The sequence below is a fragment of the Catenulispora sp. GP43 genome (assembly GCF_041260665.1).
Taxonomy (GTDB): domain Bacteria; phylum Actinomycetota; class Actinomycetes; order Streptomycetales; family Catenulisporaceae; genus Catenulispora.
In genome coordinates this window covers 531,427-553,978 of the sequence record NZ_JBGCCT010000003.1, presented here as the reverse complement: position 1 = coordinate 553,978, position 22,552 = coordinate 531,427, and the positions used below count along the sequence as shown (strand labels likewise).

The following is a 22,552-nucleotide window of genomic DNA, read 5'->3' as shown; positions in this document are numbered from 1 at the left end:
ACCCACGCAGCCGCATGATCCCGCCGCTGCGCACGCCGTGGGGGCCGCCACCGTAGGCACACGCGGGTGCCGGTTCTACGAAGGAAGCTCAACGTGGCAAAACCCACAAATGCGACCTCTCGCCTCAACCGTTCGCGCAGGGGCCGGCGGGTCGCCGGTGCGATGTCCGTGGCCGGGACGCTGGCCGCCGGTTCGATGTTCCTGGTGGGCGCGGGGGCTGCGCATGCCGCCAGTGCCGATGTGATCTCCGGGTCGAAGCCGGCGTGGGCTTCGGCGAGTGCTGATCGGGGGGCGGCTCCGGCTGCGGCTCCGGTGGCTGTGCGTGTGTACCTCGCCGGGCAGGATCCGCAGGGGCTGGCCGCTTATGCGCGGTCGGTGACCGATCCCAAGAGTGCCGCCTATCGGCACTTCTTGACGCCGGCGCAGGTGCAGGCGCGGTTCGGGGCCAGTGCGGCGCAGGTGGCCGCGGTCAAGGCGTGGCTCGGTGGTGCCGGGCTGACGGTGACCGGGCAGACCGAGGACTACATAGCCGTGCAGGGCAGTGCCGCTGCTGTGGCGGCCGCCCTGAACACCTCCTTCCATGAGTACGCCACCTCCGACGGCTCGCTGCGGGCCCCGTCGCGCGACGTCAGCGTGCCGGCCGGGGTGCGGTCGGCGATCATCGGCATCACCGGGCTGGCGCAGGACCGGACGGCCAACAAGCCGAACAACACCGATGGCTCCGGCGGCTCCGACGCGGCCGACAAGAAGACCGCGACCACCGGCTCCGGTGGCGTCCCCTACCTGGGCACCTATCCCTGCTCGGACTACAGCGGGCAGAAGCTCGCGACCGGCCTGCCCTCGCTGAACGGCCAGTCCGTGCCGTGGGCGGTCTGCGGCTACACGCCCAAGCAGGTGCGCGGCGCCTACGGCGTGACCGGCAGCGGTCTGACCGGCAAGGGCGTCACCGTCGCGGTGCTGGACGCGTACGGCCTGCCCAGCATGAAGGCCGACGCGAACGAGTACGCGACGCGGCACGGCGACAAGCCGTTCCGGCCGGGGCAGTACTCGGAGATCGTCACCCCGGGCCAGTGGACCGACCAGGACGCGTGCGGCGGCCCGGCCGGCTGGGCCGGCGAGGAGGCGCTGGACGTCGAGTCGGTGCACGGCATGGCGCCGGACGCCAACGTGCTCTACATCGGCGCGAACTCCTGCTTCGACACCGCCGGGGGCGGCGTCGCGGCCAACGGCGGTCTGCTGGACTCGCTGCAGCTGGTCGTCGACCACCACCTGGCGGACATGGTCTCCAACTCCTGGGGCGAGGTGATCCACTCCCTGGACCCCTCGGGCAACCCGGTCGACATGGACCCGTCCCTGATCCAGGCCTACGAGCAGACCTTCCAGAAGGGCGCCGCGGAGGGCATCGGCTTCTACTTCTCGGCCGGTGACTGCAGCGACGACAACCCGGCCAGCGGGTGCGGGGCCGACGCCGGCTCCTCGCGGTCGCAGGCCGAGTACCCGACCTCCTCGCCGTGGGTGACCTCGGTCGGCGGCACCAGCATCGCCATCGGCGCGGACAACAAGGTGCAGTTCCAGACCTCGTGGCAGACCTCGAGCTCGGCGCCGGCCACCGGCAACTCGGCGTGGACCACCCCGTCCTACCTCTACGGCGGTGGCGGCGGCACCAGCGACGTGTTCGCGCAGCCCTGGTACCAGAGCTGGACGGTCCCGTCCTCGCTGTCCGGCACGCTCCTGAACGGCACGGCCACCTCGCCGAAGCGCGTCGTCCCGGACGTCGCGGCCTACGGCGACCCGAGTACCGGCTTCCTGCAGGGCTACACCCAGCAGCTGCCCGACGGCTCCACCGGCTACGCCGAGTCCCGCATCGGCGGCACCAGCCTGGCGGCCCCGACCTTCGTCGGCATCCAGGCCGACGCGCAGCAGGCGCAGGGCGGCCCGATCGGCTTCGCGAACCCGGAGATCTACCTGCGCGCGACCTTCGGTCTGTTCACCGACGTGACCGACCACCCGCGCACGAACACACCGCTGGCGGTGGTCCGCGGCGCGCCGACCGCGCCCTCGCTGCGCCTGTTCGGCGACGGCGTCGACCTGCACGCGACCAAGGGCTACGACAACGCCACCGGCGTGGGCAGCCCGAACGGCCGGTACCTCGCTTCGTTCTAGGACGGAGCACGGATACGCAGTACCGAAACTGCCGGGATTCCTTCGGGGATCCCGGCAGTTCCCTTTGCGCCGTACAGTGATCGACTGGCTGGCAACGGAAGATCGCTGGAAGTGGGATCGGCGGAGGCGCGGGATGAGTGCAGCAGCTGCGGGTGTGGTCGTCGGGGTCTCGCGGGAGGGACTGCGCACGGTCGAGACCGACGGCCCGCTCGACGCCGACGGCTCCTCGGTCTTCCGCATCGCCTCGCTCACGAAGCCGCTGACCGCTGCGGCGACGGTGCGGGCCTTCGCACAGCACGGGATCCCGCTCACGACACCGGCGATCGAACTGCTGCCGGCTCTGGCCGCGGACTGGCGGGCCGATGCCGCGATCACCGTCGAGCAGTTGCTCGCCCAGGTGTCTGGGCTTTGCGAATCGGTGGACGGAGCGACCGTCGCCGCGCTCGGACAAGGCCCTGATGTCCTCACGGAAGCGGCCCGGCTGGTGGTCCGGGCGGGCAACGACCGGGAGCCCGGCGAGAGCTGGTCGTACTACAACGGCAACTACTTCCTGGTCGGCTGCCTCCTCGCGGCCGTCACCGGGAGCGCCTACGAGCAAGCCCTCGACACCATGCTGCTCGCTCCCTGGGGCCTGGCCCACACCGGATTCGCCACTCCGGCGACGGGTCTTCGGGGCGAATATGCACTGATCACCGGCTGGGACGACCAGACCCCGCTCCCGGTCGAGGACTACCCGCGCGGACGGCGCCCCAGCGGCGGCCTCTGGTCCTGCGCGGACGACTACCTCTCCTTCGCCGAGCACCTGCTCGACGATCCGGCGCTCCTGGACGAGATCCGCCGGCCCCGGACCCGTGCCGAGGACCGGATGACCTACGGCCTGGCCTGGGCGCTCGGGCCCTCCGGCCAGATGTATCTCAACGGCCGGCTGAACGGGTACCGGTCCGCCGTCCTGCTGGCGCCGGAGCACGGCTACGCGAGTGTCGCGCTCGGGAACCAGACCCAGCTCCTGCCGCGGATGGCCAAGCGTCTCAGCGATCTACAGCGCGGACTCACCGGCGACGATCTGGCCGTGGAGCTCGACGCCTTCGCCGAGTAGGGCTTCAGTCCGACGCCGTCAACCGCCGGATCCCCTCACTCAACTCCGCGTGGTGCGCGGCGGCGGCGAAGCCGACCCGGACGTAGGCCGCCGGCGCCTCGGCCGCGAAGTAGCCGCGTCCGGGGCTCACCGCGACGCCCCGGTCGCGCGCGCCCCGCACCACGGCCAGGTCGTCCTCGCCGGGCGCGAGGCGGATCCACAGGTGCAGCCCGCCGGCCGGCACCCGGGTCACGGTCCAGTCCGGGCGCGCGATCGCCACGGCCGCGGCGGCCAGCGCGCAGCGCTCGCGCAACGCGGTACTCAGGGTCCTGAGGTGCCGGTCCCAGGCTGGCGAGCCCAGGATCTCCAGCGCGGCCTCCTGCATCGGGCGCGCCACGAAGAAGTCGTCCAGCCGGCGCAGCGCGCGCAGCCGCTCCATCACCGGGCCGCGGGCCACCAGCGCTCCGACCCGCAGGCTCGGCGCGGCCGGCTTCGTCAGCGAGGTCAGGGACACGACCGTCCCGTCGCGGTCGTCCCGGGCCAGCGGCGGCGGCACCGGCCCGCCGTGGCCGAGCAGCCGGGCGAAGTCGTCCTCGACCAGGAACGCGCCGGAGGCCCGGGCGATGGCGACGACCTGGCGGCGGCGCTCGGGGGTCAGGACCGTGCCGGTCGGGTTGTGGAAGGTCGGCTGGCAGTACAGCACCCGCGCGCCGGTCATCGCGAACGCCTCGGCCAGCAGGTCCGGCCGGATCCCGTCGTCGTCCATGGGGACCGGGACGGGGCGCAGTCCGGCGGCGCGGGCGGCCTCGACGGCCACCGGGTAGGTCGGCGACTCCATCAGGATCGGGCCGCCCGGGGCCGCGAGCGCGCGGAACGCCAAGGACAGCGCGCTCTGACCGCCGGAGGTGATCAGCACGTCCTGCGCGCCCACCCCGCTGCCGACCGAGCGTGCGAACATCGCGCGCAGTGCTTCCAGCCCGGCGACCGGCGCGCGGTCCCAAACGTCGATGCGGCGCGCGGCGCGGGCCAGGGCCGAGCCCAGCAGGCCGGTCGGCTGGAGCGAGCGGTGCAGGTAGCCGCCGTCGAGCAGGATCGTGCCCTCGGGGGCCGGCCCCAGGGCGGCGGTGATCTGGTCGCCGCCGACGAAACGGTCGGCCAGCGCGACGGTCTGCCAAGCGGTGTCGGCGATAGCACTTCCCTGCCGGGCACGGGGCGCGACGAACGTCCCGCTCCCGGTGCGGGTCACGACCACCCCCTCCGCCACGAGCCGGGCGATCGCGCGGGCCACGGTCACCGGGCTCACCTGGTGTTCCGCGATCAGGTCGCGGCTGCTCGGCAGGCGGTCGCCGGGAGACAGCCGGTCCGCGAGCCGGCGGAGACTGTCGGCCAGCGCGACCGTGGTGCTATCGTCATTCATGTATAACGATGATAGCGCTACACTCGCTACCGCCGAAGCGCTACTGAACGTCGCCGCCCTGCGCGCCGAGACGCCCGGCTGCGCCGAGGTCATCCACTTCAACAACGCCGGCTGCGGCCTGATCCCGGCCCCGGTGCTGCGGGAGATGGTCGAGCACCTCGACCTCGAGGCCCGGATCGGCGGCTACGAGGCGGCGGCCCGCCAGGCCGAGGCAGTGGCCGGCTTCTATACCGCGACCGGTGCGGTCATCAACGCCGCGCCGCAGAACATCGCGTTCGCGAGCAGTGCGACCCACGCCTTCGCCACCGGCCTGTCGGCGATCCCCTTCGAACCCGACGACGTCATCCTGACCACCCGCAACGACTTCATCTCCAACCAGATCGCCTTCCTGTCGCTGCGCAAGCGGTTCGGCGTGCGGGTCGTGCACGCCCCGGACACGCGCGAGGGCGGCGTGGACGTCGCGGCGATGGCCGATCTCATGCGCGAACACCGGCCGCGGCTCGTCGCGGCCACCCACATCCCCACCAACTCCGGGCTGGTCCAGCCGGTCGCCGAGATCGGCCGGCACTGCCGCGAGCTGGACCTGCTCTACCTGGTGGACGCCTGCCAGTCGGCGGGCCAGATCCCGGTCGACGTCGAGGCGATCGGCTGCGACCTGCTCACCGCCACCTGCCGCAAGTACCTGCGCGGGCCCCGGGGCTCGGGCTTCCTGTACGTGTCCGATCGGGTTCTGGACGCCGGGTACGAGCCGTTGTTCATCGACATGTACGGCTCCCGCTGGGTGGCTCCGGACCGCTATCAGCCTGTTGAGACGGCGAAGCGCTTCGAGGACTGGGAGTTCCCGTACGCCACGCTCCTGGGCTGCGCGGCCGCCGCCCGCTACGCCACGGCGGTCGGCGTGGAGGCCGGCAGTACACGGGCTCTGGCGCTGGCCGCTGAGCTGCGCTCCATGCTGCACACGATCAGGGGCGTCCGGGTCCTGGAACACGGGGCGGCCCTCGGCGCCCTCGTCACCTTCACCATCGAGGGCTGGAAGCCGCAGCCGTTCAAGGCGGCGATGGACGCCCGCGGCATCAACTCGGCGCTCAGTTTCCGGGAGTTCGCGGTCTACGACTTCGGCGACAAGGACGTCGACTGGTGTCTGCGCCTGTCGCCGCACTACTACAACACCGAGGAGGAGGTCGCGGCCGTAGCGGTGGCCGTCGCCGAACTCGCCGCCACCGGTGCCGCCGCCGCCTCGGCCACCTCTGCCGCGCGCAGGGTGGTCCGGTGACCGCCCCGACGGCGGTGTCCGCCGCGCAGGCGCCCGATTCCGGCCCGGTGTCCGCCGACCGCAGCCTGTGGCACCACCCGGACTTCCTCAAGTTCTGGTTCGGCGAGACGGTGTCGCTGCTGGGCACGCAGGTGTCGAACCTGGCGCTGCCGCTGACCGCGATCTCGACGTTCCACGCCTCCGACGCCGACGTCGGCGTCCTGCGCTTCCTGCAGCTCGCGCCCTACATCGGCCTCGCGCTGGTCTTCGGGGCGTGGGCGGACCGCGTCCGGCGCCGGCACGTGATGATCGCGACGAACCTGGTCCGGATGGTGCTGGTCGGCCTGGTCCCGGTGCTGGCCGCGGCGCACGCGCTGTCCATGCCGGTGCTGCTGGTCATCGCCTGCGCGGTCGGCGTCGCCTCGGTGCTGTTCGACGTGAGCTGGATGCCCTACGCCCCGACCCTCGTGGACGGCGACGAGCGCCGCTACGTCGAGGTCAGCGCCAAGATGGGGATGAGCTCGTCGGCCTCCGACGTCGCCGGGCCCGGCCTGGCCGGCCTGCTGGTCTCGGTGCTGAGCGCGCCGACGGCGCTGATCGTCGACGCCTGCTCCTACGCCGTGTCGGTCACCTCGCTGCTGGCGGTCCGCAAGCGCGAGCCGCGCCCGGCGCCCGCGGCCCGGCGGAACCTGCCCCGCGAGATCCGCGAGGGCCTGGCGTGGGTGTTCGGCACGCGGATCCTGCGGTGGCTGGCGGTCGTCGGCTTCTGCTGCAACTTCTCGATGATCACGGTCTGGACGATGTTCCTGCTCTACGGGACCCAGGACCTGCACCTGGCGGCCTCCGCGCTCGGCGCGATCTTCGCGACCGCCTCGGTGGGCGGCCTGATCGGGGCGGTGGCCTCCCGCAAGGTGATCGCGCGCTTCCGGCTGGGCCGGGTGTACTTCTGGGCGCAGAGCGCGCTGCTCGCGGGACCCGCGCTGATCGCGGTGGCCGGCGGGCCGAAGCCGGCCGTGGCGGCGCTGGTGACGGCGTCCTTCTTCACCACCTATCTGGGTCTGGGGATCGCGAACGTGGTGATCGTCAGCCTGCGCCAGGCCGCGACGCCGCAGGCGCTGCTGAGCCGGATGACCGCGTGCTTCCGCATGTTGCTGTTCGGCGGCGGCGCGCTGGGCGGGCTGACCGCCGGGCTGCTGTCCGGGGCGATCGGCGACCGTAACGCCCTGATAGCCGCGGCCGTGTTCTCCGGGGCGGTCATCGTGGCCCTGGTGCTCTCGCCGGTGAGCCGGTTGCGTGAGCTGCCGGTCTAGCCCCGGACCGCACCCGGTCGGCCGCGGCGCTCACACCGCCACGACGGCACCGGCTTCGGCCGACCGGTAGGCCGCCATGATCAGGTCCAGCACCACCGATCCCTCGACCTCGGTGTGCGGCGGGCGTTCGCCGGTGGTGACGCAGTGCACGAAGTGCGCGATCTCCGCGGCGAACGTGTCCACGGCGGGGAAGCGCTCGGAGCGCGAGCCGCCGTCCACCGTCTCCAGGTGCAGCCACTCGCCGCCGCCGCGCAGCGAGCCGTTCGAGCCGAAGACCGCGAACCGCTCGGTGTCCGCCGGGGGCTGGTAGGCCCAGCTGGTCGCGATGTTGCCGACGACGCCGTTGTCGAAGCGCACCAGGACCTGTGCGGAGTCCTCGGCGTCCAGGAAGTCCAGGCGGTGGTTCGCCAGCATCGCCGTGACCTGGGCGGGCCGGCCGCCGGCGAGGTGCAGGAGCAGATAGGAGGGGTGGTAGCCGGTGTCTATCAGCTCCCCGCCGCCGCTGGTCGCGGCGCTGCCGCGCCAGCCCGCCGACTCGGCGGTCAAGGTGGTGCGGAAGGCGTCGTTCGTGCGGACCTCGTAGACGTCGCCGAGTTCGCCGGCGGTCAGCACGGCCTTGGCCGCGGCGACCGCCGGCAGGAACAGCTGGTTGTGCGCGCACATGAGGGTGACGCCCGCTTCCCGCACCGCCTGGCGGACCTGCGCGGCTTCGTCAGGGGTCATACACAGCGGCTTCTCGCACAGGATGTGCTTGCCCGCCTTCGCCGCGGCGATCGCGGCGTCCGCGTGCAGGTGGTGCGGCAGACAAATGTCGACCGCGTCCACGGCGGACACCATCGCGCGGTAGTCCTCGTGGGGGGTCGCGCCGAGTTTGCCGGCCAGGGCCTCGGCCGCCGCCCGGTTGACGTCGGCCACGGCGGTGACCTCCACTGTCTCGGGCATCCGCGCGTAGGCCTCGGCGTGCACGCCGGCGATGCCGCCGGCTCCGATGATCCCGACCCTCAACCGCTTCGCCATGATGTATCTCCGGTTCTGTCACTTGGGCGGGCGCGAGACGGAACAGCCCGTCGCGGCGCTTTCGTTGGCCATGGTCACCAGCTCGGTGAGGTTGCGGGCAGCGGTCAGGTTGGCCTCGTCGAGAGTCCCGGCCGCGGCGTGCTCCACCCACTGCTCGAACGGCGTCGGGCCGTCCTGGCCGGCCGCCTCCAGCACTCGGGACCGGCCCTCCTGCCACAGCAGGAACTCCTCGCCGGAGTAGCCGTAGAAGAGGGTGGCGCCGTTCCACTGGAGCTCGATCGTGAAGGGGCTGTAGCCCGCGGCGACGAATCCGGTCTCGGCGACCCCGATCGCACCGTCGTCGTACTGGAAGGTGACCACCGAGTTGTCGTCGACGCCGCGGCCGCTCATCCGGCCGTAGACCGCCGAGACCGAGACCGGGAGCCGGCCGAAGAAGTGGTCCAGCAAGTAGACGGGATGGCAGCCCAGATCGGTGAAAGCGCCGCCGACCGCCTCCGCCGGGTCGTAGAACCGTGCGGGGAGCCAGTCGTTGATGGAACCGTCGTGGGCCAGCCGGACCCGTGCGTACGTCAGGTCGCCGTACCCGCCGGCCTGGAGGAGGCGGTCGACGGTCCGCGTGTAGTGCTCGGTCAGACGCGGCAGCGCGACCGTCAGCGCCACCCCGGCCCGCCGCGCGGCGGCGATGATGGCGTCTGCCTCGCCGAGGTCCACGCCGAGCAGCTTCTCGGCGAAGATGTGCTTCCCGGCGTCCGCGGCGCGCACCATGACCGCCGCGTGTTCGACCGTCGCCGTCGTCACCACCACCGCCTCGACGTCGCCGGCGAGCACGGTCTCCAGGTCTGGCACGAACGGGACGCCCCACCGCTCGGCAGCCTCGGTGCCGCGCGCCGGATCGGGGTCCCAGATCGCCACCAGTTCGGTGCCGGGATGGGCCCGGATCGCCTCGGCGTAGCCCGTCGCGTGGACGTGCCAGAAGCCCAGGATCGCCACTTTGAGCATTGCGATCTCACCTCTCATAGCGAATCGGGCGCGGCTATTTGAGCGCGCCCTGCGTCATGGCCTGGACGATCCGCCGGCCGGCCCACAGGTAGAGCAGGATCATCGGCATCACCAGGATGACGATGCCGGCGAACAGCCCGCCCCAGTCCGACGTGTACTGCATCGTGTTGTACAGCTCCAGCAGGGTCGCCGGCAGCGTCCGCTGCTGCGGGTCGCCGACCACGATCAGCACGAACAGCGTCTCGTTCCACAGCGCCACGATGTTCAGCACCAGCGCGGTCACCAGCCCGTGCCGGGCCAGCGGCAGCATGATCGCCACGAAGGTCCGGGTGGGCCCGGCGCCGTCCACCGCGGCCGCCTCCTCGATCTCGGTGGGCAGCGAGCGGAAGTACATGGTGAGCAGGTAGACCGTGAACGGCAGGGACAGGACGATGTAGATCAGCGCCAGCGAGATCCGGTCGTCCCACCAGCCGGTGACCCAGTCGGTCATGAAGGTGGACAGGTCGTTGGCCATCAGGAAGAACGGCACCACCAGCGCCTGCGCGGGGATCCCCATGCCGATGGCGAAGTAGGTGATGACACGCGAGGCGCTGCGCCGGTCCACCCGCGCCAGCACGTACGCCGCCGGGGTGGCCAGGGCCATGGTGAGCAGCGCGGCGGCGGCGACCACGGTGACCGAGCTGAACGCCGCCTGCCCGAACCCGGACACCGACCAGGCGACGCTGTAGTTCCGCCACTGCGGCGACTTCGGCAGGCCGAACGGGTTCTCGAAGACCTCCCCGTTGGTCTTGAGCGAGGACAGCACGACCCACAGGGTCAGGACCACCATCATCGCGACCCACAGCCAGAGCACGCCGCGCACCGCCGCGCACAACAGCGCGTCCAGCCGGTCGATCCCGCGGCGACCGCGGCGACCGGGGCGACCGGGGCGACCGCGGACCGGCCGCGCCTTCGCCCGCGCCGTGGCGGCGCCCGCCGGCGCGACGTCGTCAGCAGCCTGGTTCACAGCTCCACCGCCTCGGACCGCAGAAGCCGCCGCAGAACCACCACGAGCACCGCGGTCAGCAGGAACATCACGACGCCGATGGCCGCGGCCGAGCCGAGCTGCGGCGTCCCGGAGACCCCGCCGGTCACCGACAGGTATTGCTCGACCGCCGCGGTGCGGGCCTGGATCGGGGGCGACCCGGCGGTGCCGGTGAAGGCGATCACGATCTCGAACGTCTTCACCGACCCGATGACCCACAGCACGGCGCCGGTGGACAGCGCGTCCCGGCTGAGCGGGAAGGTGATGTAGCGGAACTGCTCCAGCCGGTTGGCCCCGGCCAGCCGCGCCGTCTCGTAGAGCTCCTCGGGGATCGCGTCGACGCGGGACATCAGGATCGCCACGTAGAAGCCGGTCGAGATCCAGACCACCGCGGCGACGATGCACTTGAAGATGAGGTCCGGGCCGAGCCAGCCCCGGGTCAGCGAGTGCAGTCCGACATCGGAGAGCAGCCGGTTGAGCGCGCCGTCCGGATTGAGCAGGAAGCCGACGGCCGTGCCGATCGCGATCGGCGACAGGATGCTCGGCACGAACAGCATCGACCGGACGAACGCCCGCCCCCGCATCTCGCGCACGACGACCATGGTGAGGAAGGTCAGCGCGAAGACGAACGCGCCGCCGACGACCACCAGGATCAGGGTGTTGCGGAACGAGGTGAGGAACACCGGGTTGGACAGCATCGCGCGGTAATTGGCCAGCCCGGTGTAGTGCGCGGGGGTTCCCAGTCCCTGCCATTTGGTGAAGCTGTACCAGACGGTCACGGCGGCCGGTGCGATGAACAGGACTGTGTAGATCAACAGGGCGGGAAGCAGGTAGGGAACGTAGACCCGGTCTCGTTCGCCGCGTACTCCGCCGACGGTGCGCGCCATGGTCCCGCCTTCCCGCCCTGACGGCTCGGGGAATCAGAGCTCAGTGATAGGACGCGGTCTGGGACTTGCCCGTGCTGACGAACTGCTGAGCCGTGATCTTGCCGGAGAACAGCTGGTCGTCCAGCGGCAGGAAGACGTCGTTCCACCAGCCGGTGTACAGGTTCGAGGCGCCGTCGTCGGTGGGCTGCACGCTGGTCGCGGCGATGATCGCCTTCTGGGCGGCGGCCAGCGTCGGCGGTGCCGGCACGTCGGAGCGCGAGCTCATGTTCAGCGCCTGGGTCGAGATCCGGCTCATGTACTGCTTCTGCATCATGAAGGCCAGGAAGGACTCGGCCGTGGCCACGTTCGGCGACTTGGGGTTGATGCTCCAGCCGATCGTGCCGACCTCCACCGAGTCCGAACCGCCGGGCACCGAGGGGAACTGGAACATCTGCGCCTGGAACCCGGAGACCTGGTCGGGCGAGGTCTCGCTGTTCAGCCAGGTGCCGTTGATGTTCATGGCCTCCTTGCGCTGGGCCCACTGGTTCTGGGCCGCCGGGTACTTCGTGGCCATGTAGTCGGGCTCGAACAGGTTGGCCTTCACCAGCCGCTCGACGTCCTGCGCGGCGGCGAGCACCGCGGGGTTGTCCCAGCCGGCCGGGCTCTTGCCCAGGGCGGCCAGGGTGCCGGGACCGCCGTGCCGGTCCAGGAGCCAGTAGATCCAGTAGGCGTTGTAGCCGTTGACGGTGCCGTCCTGCGCGAACGGGATCCCGCCGGCGGCCTTGATCTTCTCGGCCGCCGCGAGCAGGTCGTCGAAGGTGGCCGGCGGGCTGGTGGCCCATTCGGGGTGGGTGGCGGCGTCGTACCAGATGCCGCTGGAGTCGAGCGTGAAGGGGATCATCGCCAGTCCGGCGGCGTCGGAGGACGCCTTCTGCACCGAGGTCGGCAGGACCGATCCGAGGGTGACGCCGTCGTTGGGGATGGTCATGCTCATCATCCCGGACAGGTCCTGGATCAGCCCGTGCGCGCGGAAGTCGGTGATGTGGTCGTCGGCGTCGTCGTAGACGTCCGGCGCCTTGCCCACGGCGCCGGCGTTCTTCACGCTGTCCCCGTAGTCCCGGCCCAGCCAGCGCACGTTGACCGTGACCCCCGTGGCCTTCTCATAGGCCGAGATGGCGTCGGCGAAGATCACCTGCTGCGGCTCGCCGACCCGCCACGAGGACCAGTAGGAGATCGTGGGATGCGCCGGGGCTTTGGTCTTGTTCTCCTTGGTCCCGCACGCGCCGACGCCCAGTGCGGCGACGAGCGCGACAGCCAGACCGGCCAGGGGGATGCGTCTGCGGATGAGTCCGTGCACGGCTGATCACCTCGGTTCGATAGAACGTCCTTGGTTCCTCTTCGTGGGTGGAAAGGCAGCCGCTACTGCTGCCAGGTGTCCTGGTGGAGCGAGTTGTCCGACTCCCGCCAGAACCAGTGGTGCACGTGCCCGGCCGAATCCAGGCCGAAGGCGTGCTGTTCGGCGTTGAGCACGTTGTACGACCACGGGTCGCCGGCCAGGGCCACCACGCCGCCCGGCGTGATCGCGCTCAGGTCCTGCCGGCCCAGGCCCAGGCCGGTCGTGCCCCAGACGTGGTCGAGGTGGTTGGAGGCCGCGTCCCGGAAGTACACGTGGTACTGGTCGCCGAACACGAAGCCGGACGGGCTGCCGGCGATCGAGAGCCCGGTCGCGGCGGTCCAGTCCTCCACGCGGTTCTGCCCGGCCGCGGCGTCGTACCACCAGTGCTGCAGATGGCCCGCGGTGTCGCGGGCGAAGACGTGGATCTGGTTCTCGGCGTAGTTCAGCGCCATCGGCGAGGCGTCGGCGGCGAGCAGCGGGCCGGCCCAGGTGTCCTGGTGGACGTACAAGGAGTCTGATTCCTGCCACCACCAACGGTGCAGGGTCCCGTCCGCGGCCCGGGCGAAGACGACCTGCGCCGCGCCGAACACGACCGCGGACGGGTTCCCGGTGAACTGGCCGCCCCAGTCGTTCGCGACGACGGTGTTGCTCGCGGCGTTGTAGTACCAGTGGTGAAGGTGGCCGTCGCTGCCGCGGCCGAAGACATGCTGGTTGGAGCCGGACAGGAAGCCCGCGGGATCGCCGGCCAGATCCAGCGAGGGGCTTCCGGAACCGGCGGCCTTGGCGGTCCAGTCCTCCTGGGTCCAGCCGCCGGCCACCGAGCCGGTGAACCAGTGGTGGAGGTGGCCGTCGGGGCCGCGGCCGAAGACGTGTTGCTGGGTGTTGGAGGCGAAGCCCGCGGGCTGCCCGGCGGCCGAGCCCGCCGCGGCGACCGTCTCGGTCGTGTAGGCGCCCCCGTTGTAGTAGGTGTGCAGGAGGCTGCCGTTGGCCTGGATGGTGAACGTGTTCTGCGCGTTCTCGAAGACGATTGCCTTGGCGCTCGGCAGCGAGGTGGCGCCGGGGTCCCCCGCGGCGGGAGTGTCGAAGAACCCCGGCGCCCGTCCGACGGCCGCGGCGGTCGACGCCATCTGGGCCCAGGTCGGGAAGAGCTTCGGCGAGCCCCAGGCACGCTGGGCGAGAGCCCGCTGCAGCGGTTGCAGATCGCGCTCGAGCAGGCCCACGTCCTCGGCGACGGCGTCCCAGGACGACAGCTTGATGCCGCGCAGGTGCGGGTCCGTGGCGCCGCCGGGCAGGGTCTGGTCGCCCTCGAAGACCCCGGGGTCGAAGTCCTCCCAGATCAGCTGGCCGCTGGTGTTGGCGCCCCCGGGCTGGTTCTCGTCGAAGTACAGCATGTGGCCGTTCGCGTTGATCAGCTGGTAGCCGGCGGCCGCGAGCGCGGCCGGGGACAGGCCGCCGCCGAGCCAGTACTCGATGGTGATGTCGGTGTCCAGCGTCACCGCGGTGTTCGCGAACAGGTCGTCGTTCCACATGCGCATGCTCTTGCCCTGCGCCTTGACCACCGTGTTGGTGTCGTTCATGAAGGCGCGGTAGGCGTCCTCGATCGTCGCGTTCGGTCCGTACTGACGGTTGGCGTAGCGGACCAGGGCCGGCAGCAGCGTCGGGTTGTTCAGCTTCTTGCTGTAGAGCGGGTATTCGTCGCCGCCGGTGTGCCAGATCGGGGCGGACAGCAGGTTCATGTACATCAGGGCCTGTTCCCGGGCCCAGGCGACGGCCAGCGGGTTCGTGATGTCCAGGGCGCCGGGGATCGGGGCGCCGGTGTTGTCGGTGAGCTGGTAGCGCGTCGGTATGCCTTCCCGGGCCGAGTCCATGTGGCCCGGCATGTTGACCTGTCCCACGAGGTTGACGTGGTAGCCGGCGGCGAAGGCGCTGAGCTCCCGGATCTGCTCGTCGAACAGGCCCAGCCCGGACACGTAGACCATCAGCTCATTGATCTTGAGATAGGAGAGCTCGCGGATCTCGTTGCGCCACAGGCCCAGCGGGAAGTACCGGCTGTTGTTGTCGAGCAGCACCGAGCGGACCGGGTACTGCGGCCAGTCCCGCGCCGTTCCGGGCGGGAGCGTCTTGCTCTGCCGCAACAGTTGCAGAAGGGTGCGGGTCCCCCAGAACACCCCGAGAGCCGCCTGGCCGGTCAGGGTGAGGACCGGCCCCACACTCAGGCTGTACCCTTCGGTTCCGAGCTGACCGTCGGTCGACCCCAGCGAAAGGAAGATGTCGCCCGGAACGGGGTCGGCCAGCGCGCCGTAGACGACCGCCGGAGTCGGGACGTCCAGCGCCACAGCGAGGTCGGCGGCGAAGGTCTGGGCGTCCGCCGCCAGCGCCGCGGAGTCCGCCGCGTGGACCATGATCCGGCCCGGGGCCGGCCAGGCGTATCCCGACCCGGTGCCCGGCGTCCACTGCTGAAGAGCAGGCAGGGTCGCCGGCAGGCTCGTCGTGGCGTTCGGAGTGGTCCCGCTGTCCTGATCCGTCATCGTCACCCAGTCCTCCGTTTTAAATAACCAACTTGAAGTTAATATTCTGCTGACGGAGCGTCAAGGGTCGGACGCGGCAGGTCATCACGACATTCGCAAAGGAGGCGGCTCATGGCCACACGCGGCGGCGACCGGTCACTGCTCCGGCGTATCAACCTGCTGGCGACGCTGCGCAGCGCGCACGACGAACCCAGGACGATCGCCGCCCTGGCGGGCGCCACCGGCCTGTCCCGGACGGCGGCCGAATCGGTGGTGCTGGACCTGGTCGAGCTGGGCTGGCTGGCCGAACACGGGCAGAGCGGGCACCCCGGCGCCGGCCGGCCGGCCCGCCACTACCGGTTGCGCGCCGAGGCCGGGACGCTGCTCGGCATCGACGTCGGACCGCACAACATCGTGGCGACGGTCGCGGATCTGCGGGGCGAGCCCTTGGCGTCGGCCTACCGGGCGGTCCCGCCGGCGGCCTCGCCGCGATCGCATCTGGACGCCGTCCACGACGCGGCCTGCCAGGCCCTGGAATCGGCCGGACGCGGGCTGGCGGACGTGTGGGTCGCGGCGGTCGGCGTACCAGGAGTGGTGCACCGGGGCCGCATCGAGCAGGTCGGCAACTCGACGCACGGCCCCGACCCGGACCTGGCGGCACGGCTCAGAACCCTGCTGGGCTGCCCGATCCTGCTGGAGAACGACTGCAACCTGGCCGCCGTCGCAGAACACTGGCGCGGCGTCGCACAGGACGTGGACGACATGGTCTTCGTGCACTCCGGCAACCGGACGAGCGCCGGCCTGCTGCTGGCCGGCCGCCTCTACCGCGGGCACGCCGGCGGCGCCGGCGAGATCGGGGCCCTGGCCCAGGTCGGCTGGGCGGACGCGCCGGCCCGGCTGGAGGCACTGCGGGACGAGGGCCGCGTGGAGTCCCGGGAGGAGGTCTTCGCCCTCGCCGCGAGCGGGGACGAGGAGGCGGTGGCCGCGGTCGACGCGTTCAGCCAGGGCGTGGCCTTCGGGATCGCGGCTCTCGCGCTGGCGGTGGACCCGCGGATGGTGGTCATCGGCGGCGGCAACGTCCGCGCCGGGGAGACGCTGCTGAAGCCGCTGCGGCGCTACATCGACGAGTACACGTACTCGCGCATCCCGACGGTGAGCGTGTCCTCGCTCGGGAACCAGTCGGTCAGCCTCGGGGCGATCCGGCTGGCGCTGGACGCCATCGACGAGTTCCTGCAGAAGGCGGTGACCACCGCGGCCGGGTTCCCGGCGCCTACGGCTTCGGCGTTCGCCGCGATCGACGTGGTCGAGGTGGAAGACGTGGTCGAGGCGGTCGACACGCGCGAGGGAGTGTGAGGGACGGTCGGCGCCACGCCGCCGCACCGGCCGGTCGCGTCGTCGAGCCCTGTCACCGCTCTTCGGCCGCCGCCGGGCTCCTGTCCTCGACATAGGACTTGGCGTATCTGCGGACCGTCGTCTCCTTGAAGCCGAGGTGGTCGGCGAGCGCGCGGACCGCGTCGTTGCGGGTCGGCCCGTGGTCGCTCAGCAGCGGGTGGTCGCGGTCGGCACCCTGGCCGGTCAGCTGGTCGGCGGCCTGGTAGTAGGCCTGCTTGGCGCTGGGCCGCCCGTTGGCCGCCGGGGGTTCGGGCACTGCGGCCGGCTCGGCCTGCTCAACCTGCTTGGCCTGCTCGGCCGGCTCCTGCGTGACGACCGTGCCGGGCGCCGGCCGCTGAGCCGGGATGGCGGCGGTGGGCCGGGAGCGCAGCTCGTTCAGATCGCGTTCCAGCGCGGCTATTCGGCGCTGGGCCGCCGTGTTCTCGTCGGCCCGCATCTGCTCGATGCTGGTCCGCTCGCGGCGTTCGATCTCGATCTCGGTGGCCAGGACCCGGCGCTCCCGCTGCGTCGCCTCGAGATCGAGGTCTGCCGCGGTGGTCCGGGCGTGCGCCGCCTCCAGTTCGGCGCGGAGCTTCGTCACCTCTTTGGCGAGCTGGGCGCGGTCCTTGTCCGCGGCCGAGGCCGCGGCGGCCTTGTCCGCCTTCAGCTCCTCGGCGAGCTCGGCGATCCGCGCCGCGGCTTCCTGCGCGGCGGCCGCCGCCGCGTCGCGCTCGGCCCGCAACCGGTCGGTGAGGCTCGCGACCTCGGCCGCCTGGTCCGCCGCCGCCTTCTTGGCCAGGCTCAGCTCGGTCTGCGCCTCGTCGATGCCGAGCCGGGACTGGGCGTCGGCCACCGCCTGGGCGCCGAGGGCGCTCATCAGGGCACTGGGGTCGGCGTGCAGGCGCGCGTGCCGCTGGAGCTTGGCCTTGGCCTTGGCCTCGCGGGTCGCGATCCGGTGGATCGCGGCGTCCTTGGCGTTGTGTTCCTTGAGGATCCTCAGCTTGTCGGAGACGCGCAGGTAGCGCTCGAAGTGGCGGTTGGCGTCCAGGTCGGACAGGGACGAGCCGTCCGCCGAGGCCAGCCCCAGCCGGATGCCGAGCTCGCGCGGGGTGAAGCGCCACCGGATCGTCTCCAGCGGCTTGCCCTCCTCCTCGGCCTTCTTCTTGCGGGCCTTGAGCCACAGGTCCAGCAGGTCCAGCGTCCACAGGACGGCGATGACCACCGCGACCAGGAGCCGGAACAGGCCCTCGCGGAACCCGGAGGAGTCGCTGGCCGACATGCCGCCGGAGGAGATGGCCAGGATCCAGAGCATCGCGGCGTAGATGAGCCAGTTCCCCGCCTCCTCGGCCTTCTCCAGCGCCTTGAGGCCGAACGCCAGGATCAGGATCTCCAGGAAGGGGAACATCACGATCTTGTACGCCACCGACATGTGCATGACGTTGCCGAAGAAGTGCCACATGCCGGAGGCCTGGACCATGGTCGCCATCAGCGTCCCGAGCGCCACCAGCCCGCGCACCCGGACCGAGCGGTCCTTGCCGCGCAGCTTCCAGGCCAGCAGCCCGGCCAGAGCGAGCACGACCAGCGCCGCCACGCCGGCCCCGATCAGCGAGGGCACCGGGTGCTTGTCCGCCCAGGACTGGACATGCTGCCAACTCGGGCGGGCGTCCTGGCCGCGGATTCCGTTTTTCACGCGGCAAGCGTAGGGGGCCTCCCGCCTCCGCGGTACCCGTGACCGGAATCAAGGGGCGAACAAAACCCGGCCGCTTCTTCCGGGTGACCGCTCGCGGCAGCGGTCAGGCGTTCTTCGGGGCGCGGGCCGGGTCGTCGACGGTCGGCCAGGCGCCCTCGCAGCGCGCCCGCTTGGCGTCCTCGACGTATTCGCGGGTGAACATCGCCGCGAGCATGGCCACGCCGCCCCGCGCCACGCGGACCTCGCCGCCGTGGATCCGGCCGGTGAGCCGCACGCGGCGCACGCCCTCGGCCGGCACGACGCCCTTGCGCTCGTTCTGCTGTCCGACGCCGTCCTTCACCTTGCCGCTGCCGCTCCAGACGATGTCGCCCTGGTCGACGACCGCGTCGTCGGGCAGCAGCAGCTTCACCATCGCGCGGTCCAGGTCCAGGTCGACGACCAGCTCGCCGGCCGGGATCCGCGGCGAGCGCAGATCCAGCACGACCGAGCCGCGGCGGGCGTGGACCTCGAAGCGGTCGGCGCTGGTCCAGTTGCCCAGGCGCTTGACCGCGTTGTGGTCGACGTGCAGGCGGACCGGCTCGGCGGCCGCGCCGGCGACGGTGCGGATGGTGGAGGTGGTGGAAGTGGAGGTGGTCATTTCGGGTGCTCCTCGGGGTCTGTTTTCTTGCCGACACCAAAATAGTTGCACTGGCACTAGTCGCATGTCAACTAGAAAACTTGAAACTAGTCTCCCGGTAGCTATGATGAGCACATGGCAGCAGCCCAGCACTCAGCAAAAGCCCAGCACTCCGCGGCCGGCGCGACGCGCCGCTCCCCGCTGGCCCTCGCGGTCCTCGCCCTGCTCGGCTACAAGCCGCTGCACCCGTACGGCGTGCAGCGGCTGCTCAAGGAATGGGGCAAGGAGAACGTCGTCAACGTCGGGCAGCGTGCGAGCCTGTACAAGACGATGGAGCGGCTCACCGCGGCCGGCCTGATCGCGGTCCGCGAGACCGAGCGCGACCAGCAGTACCCGGAGCGGACCGTCTACGAGCTCACCGATGCCGGACGCGAGGCGGCCCAGGCGTGGATCGACGACATCGTGCGCGTGCCGCGGCCGGAGTACCCGGAGTTCCCGGCCGCGCTGTCGTTCCTGATGATGCTGGGGCCGGACGCGGCGCTGGCCGCGCTGCGCGAACGGCGGGAGGCCGTGGCGAAGTCGCTGGCCGAAGCGAAGCAGGGGATGGCGGACGCCCGGCAGTACGGCCTGCCCAAGGTCACGTTGTTGGACGACGAGTATCTGGTCGCGATCACCGAGGCCGAGCTTCGGTGGATCGAGGGCGTGGTGCGGGAGTTGGAGGCCGGCGAGCTGACGTGGAGCCTGGAGGAGCTGCAGCCGTTCGACGACACGGACACCGACTCCGACTCCGACACCGGCACAGGCACAAGCACGGGCACGGGCACTGACACCGCGGCGGCCGGCGGCTGAGCCCGCCGCCGCCCTACTTCCGGACCGGCCGGTCCCCCGACCGCGCCGGCAGCACCATGTCCAGCGTCTCGGCCAGCTTCGCGGCCTGGCTCGCGGTCATGACCTGGCGCATCCGCCCGAAGACCGAGGGGAACTGCTCTGGGAGCAGGATCGTGACCCCCTCCAGGAAGCGCGGCGTCGGCTGCAGGTCCTTGGCGTGCACCACCAGCACCGGCTCCACCTTCACCCCGCGCGGCAGGTTCGGCCGCAGGGCCGAGGTGAGGTTCTGCGCCTCGAGGTCGAGGCGTTTGAGGGTGCCCTCGCGGTTGTCCATGCCGACGTAGAGCTTGTCGCCGATCAGCTGCGGCCCGGCCGAGGCCCAGTTCTTGGAGTCCAGCAGGAACACCCCCGCCGGGCCGATCAGCAGGTGCTCGATGTCCACCGGCGGGATCCCGGGGACCGCGCCGGGGGCCAGGCGGCGGTCGTGCAGGGCGGTGAAGCCCTGGAACCTCAAAGGTTTGATCGCCTTCGCGGTGGCGGCCTCGCCGGAGGCCCGGCGGCCGGCCACGCTCACGTGGTCGGGCTTGGTGTAGGCCAGGTCGGCCAGCGCCAGCAGGACCAGTGCCGCGAAGCCCACGCCGAAATAGCCGTGGCGGGTCATCGCCGACGCGATGATTCCGCACACGACAGTGACTGGGAGGGCCCACCACAGGGAGTCTTTGATGCGTTTCCGGCGTTGAGCGGCCCAAGCCGACTGGACGCTGGTGTTGACCGCCCTAAGACTGCTCCCCGCCGAGGCCCTCGTCGGCTTCAATTCTCTGAACGCCACTGAAGACCACTCTCCTCGTCACCGACCGTACTCCGATGTACATGCCCGGCGCAGAGGTATTCACTGACAGCGGCGTCTTAGCGAACCCACGCCACCACCGATGTGTACCTACAAGCCACATTGTCGTTAGCCTGGCCTGCATGACGCCGCCGCCGCCCGAAGTCGACCCCATGGCCATGACCCTGGAGATCGACGACACCATGGACCTGACCCTCGACGCTACGGTCGGGATCAACGGACCCGTGCCCGCCGGGCCGGTCTATGTCACGGGCGACGTGCACGGCTGCGCCGAGCAGTTGCAGGCCTCGTTGTTCCGCAGCGGGATCACCGACGCCGACGGCCAGTGGGCCGCCGGTTCGGCCTGGCTGTGGTTCCTGGGCGACCTGTTCGACCGGGGCCCGGACGGCATCGGCGTCATCGACACCGTGATGCGGCTGCAGAAGGAGGCCCCGGAGCACGGCGGCCGCGTCGACTGCCTGCTCGGCAACCACGAGGTCATGCTGCTGGCGTCCTACCGGCTGACCGGCCCGGGCGCGGACAAGTTCCAGGAGCGGTGGTTGGGCAACGGCGGCCAGCCCAAGGACCTGCGGGCGCTGACCGAGGAGCACGCGCAGTGGCTGGAGTCGCTGCCGGCGATGGCGCTGGTCGACGACCACCTGCTGATCCACTCCGACACGGTGACCTACCGCGAGCTCGGCGGCGACATCGCCACGGTGAACGCCACGGTGCAGGCGGTGCTGCGCGAGCACACCGACCTGGAGGCCTGGGACCGGCTCACCCACCTGGTGACCGCGCGCTTCGCCTTCGCCGACGACGGCACCAACGCGCTGGAGTTCCTGGCCGAGTTCGGCGGCTCGCAGATCGTGCACGGGCACTCGCCGATCCCGCTGGTGTTCGACATCCCGGCCGAGGACATCACCGGCCCGATGATCTACGCCGAGGGCCGCGCGGTGAACATGGACACCGGGACGTTCCTGGGCGGGCCGTGCCTGATCAGCCCGCTGCCGTCGATCCCGCCGCGGCCGCAGGGCTGAGGGAACCGCGGGGCTGAGGGAACCGCCGCACCGGGGGACCGCGGCAGGGCCGAGGGCGCGACACCGCCCGGGCCCGATGGTGCACGACCATGATTGCGCCGGGCCGACCGCGTGACGCTGATTCCGCCGGCCGCGCCTGAACCTGCCCGGCTTCGATGCCGGCCGCACCGGTGTTTCCTCCCGGCGTCCGGCCGTGCGAGCACCACCGGCACGGTGACCCGAACCCCCGGCGGCGGCGAGTCTCCCCGGCCCGGGCCGTGCGCGGCGCCAATATGGGCGGTATGCGCAGATTCCTGACATCCCGCGGGGTCCCGGCGTGCGCGGGCCTCAGCCTGACGGCTGTCGCCGCCGCCGCGCTGCTGGCCGGCTGCTCGACCTCGTCCTCGAAGGCCGACCCCTTCAAGATCGGCGTGCTGCCCACCGCCGACGCCGTGACCAAGGGCCACACCGCCGGGCACTGGACCCGTGAGGGCACCACCCTGGAGCTGGTCGGCACGGTGACGCCGGACAGCGCGACCCAGTTCGCCACCGCCCTGGGCACCGGCGCCACCACCGTGCGCGTCACGGTCACCGGCGGCGACCTGGCCTCGGGCCTGGCGATCGGCCAGAGCATCCACGACCGCAAGCTCAACCTGCTGATCGACGGCGCGTGCGCGGGTCCGTGCGCGGACTACTGGTTCCCGGCCGCCGCCAGCCGGCGCGGCACCGGGTCGGGCACGTGGCTGGGCTACGTGCCCGACCTGAGCGAGAGCGGCACCGCCACCGCGCAGCAGCAGAGCGCCGAGGCCAAGTTCTACGCCGCCTCCGGCGTGGACGCCGCGAAGTTCCACGCGGCCCTGGACGGCCAGCTCCGCGAGGTCCCCGGCGGCAGCGCGGCGCCGAGCGCCACCATGTGGATGCCGAACCAGAGCGACCTCAAGGCCCTGGGCTACTCCGCCCAGAAGATCAAGGACCTGTGGCTGCCGCCGAACCTGGCCTCGGCCAACGCGCAGGCCCGGGCCTGGCAGCAGGTCGTGGCCTACCAGAACACGCTCGTCGGGCTGCCCTCGGTGCCGGACAAGCCGGCCCCGGCCGCGCCCGCGGCGCCGGCCTCCCCGGCCTCCCCGGCCTCCCCGAAGCCGTCGAAGAAGTCCTAACAGCCCGGTTCGGCCCGCCCGG

At 71.5% G+C, this 22,552-nt stretch carries 18 protein-coding genes; 8 read left to right on the top strand and 10 right to left on the bottom strand.

Annotation, left to right across the window (positions count from 1 at the left end; genetic code table 11):
* The first annotated feature begins 93 nt into the window (after positions 1-93).
* Positions 94-2,163, top strand: coding sequence for a protease pro-enzyme activation domain-containing protein (locus ABH926_RS09825; protein WP_370365088.1), 2,070 nt, complete (start codon positions 94-96; stop codon positions 2,161-2,163).
* A gap of 133 nt (positions 2,164-2,296) precedes the next feature.
* On the top strand, positions 2,297-3,259 hold the full coding sequence (locus ABH926_RS09820; RefSeq protein ID WP_370365087.1) for a serine hydrolase domain-containing protein: 963 nt from the start codon (positions 2,297-2,299) through the stop codon (positions 3,257-3,259).
* Positions 3,260-3,263: 4 nt separating this feature from the next.
* Here ABH926_RS09820 and ABH926_RS09815 read toward each other — a convergent pair whose 3' ends face one another.
* Positions 3,264-4,655 carry a PLP-dependent aminotransferase family protein gene (locus ABH926_RS09815; RefSeq protein ID WP_370365086.1) on the bottom strand — a complete coding sequence of 464 codons (1,392 nt, stop codon included), beginning with the start codon at positions 4,653-4,655 and terminating at the stop codon, positions 3,264-3,266.
* On the opposite strand from ABH926_RS09815, the gene ABH926_RS09810 reads away from it, so the two are divergent.
* Entirely contained in the window at positions 4,654-5,928 is a 1,275-nt protein-coding gene (locus ABH926_RS09810; protein WP_370365085.1) for an aminotransferase class V-fold PLP-dependent enzyme, read from the top strand. The genes ABH926_RS09815 and ABH926_RS09810 overlap by 2 nt on opposite strands.
* Complete coding sequence (locus ABH926_RS09805) at positions 5,925-7,217, top strand: MFS transporter (protein WP_370365084.1); 1,293 nt, start codon at positions 5,925-5,927, stop codon at positions 7,215-7,217. Before ABH926_RS09810 ends, ABH926_RS09805 begins: the two co-directional genes overlap by 4 nt.
* A gap of 30 nt (positions 7,218-7,247) precedes the next feature.
* On the opposite strand, the gene ABH926_RS09800 is transcribed toward ABH926_RS09805, so the two are convergent.
* The 6 genes from ABH926_RS09800 to ABH926_RS09775 form a co-directional block, all read right to left on the bottom strand.
* Positions 7,248-8,234: a Gfo/Idh/MocA family protein gene (locus tag ABH926_RS09800; RefSeq protein WP_370365083.1), complete on the bottom strand. Its 987-nt coding sequence runs from the start codon at positions 8,232-8,234 to the stop codon at positions 7,248-7,250.
* A gap of 18 nt (positions 8,235-8,252) precedes the next feature.
* Positions 8,253-9,233 (bottom strand): Gfo/Idh/MocA family protein, encoded by a 981-nt coding sequence (locus ABH926_RS09795; protein ID WP_370365082.1) that lies wholly within the window; start codon positions 9,231-9,233, stop codon positions 8,253-8,255.
* A 34-nt stretch (positions 9,234-9,267) separates the two neighbouring features.
* On the bottom strand, positions 9,268-10,239 hold the full coding sequence (locus ABH926_RS09790; RefSeq protein WP_370365081.1) for a carbohydrate ABC transporter permease: 972 nt from the start codon (positions 10,237-10,239) through the stop codon (positions 9,268-9,270).
* Positions 10,236-11,144: a carbohydrate ABC transporter permease gene (locus ABH926_RS09785; RefSeq protein ID WP_370365080.1), complete on the bottom strand. Its 909-nt coding sequence runs from the start codon at positions 11,142-11,144 to the stop codon at positions 10,236-10,238. The genes ABH926_RS09790 and ABH926_RS09785 overlap by 4 nt, the downstream gene beginning before the upstream one ends.
* A gap of 40 nt (positions 11,145-11,184) precedes the next feature.
* A complete protein-coding gene (locus ABH926_RS09780; protein ID WP_370365079.1) occupies positions 11,185-12,480 on the bottom strand; it encodes an ABC transporter substrate-binding protein in 1,296 nt (431 codons plus the stop codon).
* A gap of 62 nt (positions 12,481-12,542) precedes the next feature.
* Positions 12,543-15,047, bottom strand: coding sequence for a family 20 glycosylhydrolase (locus ABH926_RS09775; protein ID WP_370365199.1), 2,505 nt, complete (start codon positions 15,045-15,047; stop codon positions 12,543-12,545).
* A 111-nt stretch (positions 15,048-15,158) separates the two neighbouring features.
* On the opposite strand from ABH926_RS09775, the gene ABH926_RS09770 reads away from it, so the two are divergent.
* On the top strand, positions 15,159-16,379 hold the full coding sequence (locus ABH926_RS09770) for an ROK family protein (RefSeq protein WP_370365078.1): 1,221 nt from the start codon (positions 15,159-15,161) through the stop codon (positions 16,377-16,379).
* Between the two features lie 52 nt (positions 16,380-16,431).
* On the opposite strand, the gene ABH926_RS09765 is transcribed toward ABH926_RS09770, so the two are convergent.
* Complete coding sequence (locus ABH926_RS09765; RefSeq protein WP_370365077.1) at positions 16,432-18,087, bottom strand: hypothetical protein; 1,656 nt, start codon at positions 18,085-18,087, stop codon at positions 16,432-16,434.
* A 103-nt stretch (positions 18,088-18,190) separates the two neighbouring features.
* Complete coding sequence (locus tag ABH926_RS09760) at positions 18,191-18,724, bottom strand: hypothetical protein (protein ID WP_370365076.1); 534 nt, start codon at positions 18,722-18,724, stop codon at positions 18,191-18,193.
* A gap of 114 nt (positions 18,725-18,838) precedes the next feature.
* Between ABH926_RS09760 and ABH926_RS09755 the strand changes: the two genes are divergently transcribed.
* A complete protein-coding gene (locus ABH926_RS09755) occupies positions 18,839-19,552 on the top strand; it encodes a PadR family transcriptional regulator (protein WP_370365075.1) in 714 nt (237 codons plus the stop codon).
* Between the two features lie 13 nt (positions 19,553-19,565).
* Here the strand turns inward: ABH926_RS09755 and ABH926_RS09750 are convergent, their stop codons facing one another.
* A complete protein-coding gene (locus ABH926_RS09750; RefSeq protein ID WP_370365074.1) occupies positions 19,566-20,216 on the bottom strand; it encodes a nuclease-related domain-containing protein in 651 nt (216 codons plus the stop codon).
* A gap of 284 nt (positions 20,217-20,500) precedes the next feature.
* On the opposite strand from ABH926_RS09750, the gene ABH926_RS09745 reads away from it, so the two are divergent.
* Positions 20,501-21,394: a metallophosphoesterase family protein gene (locus ABH926_RS09745; RefSeq protein WP_370365073.1), complete on the top strand. Its 894-nt coding sequence runs from the start codon at positions 20,501-20,503 to the stop codon at positions 21,392-21,394.
* 281 nt (positions 21,395-21,675) lie between these two features.
* A complete protein-coding gene (locus tag ABH926_RS09740) occupies positions 21,676-22,530 on the top strand; it encodes a hypothetical protein (RefSeq protein WP_370365072.1) in 855 nt (284 codons plus the stop codon).
* The last annotated feature ends 22 nt before the right edge of the window (positions 22,531-22,552 follow it).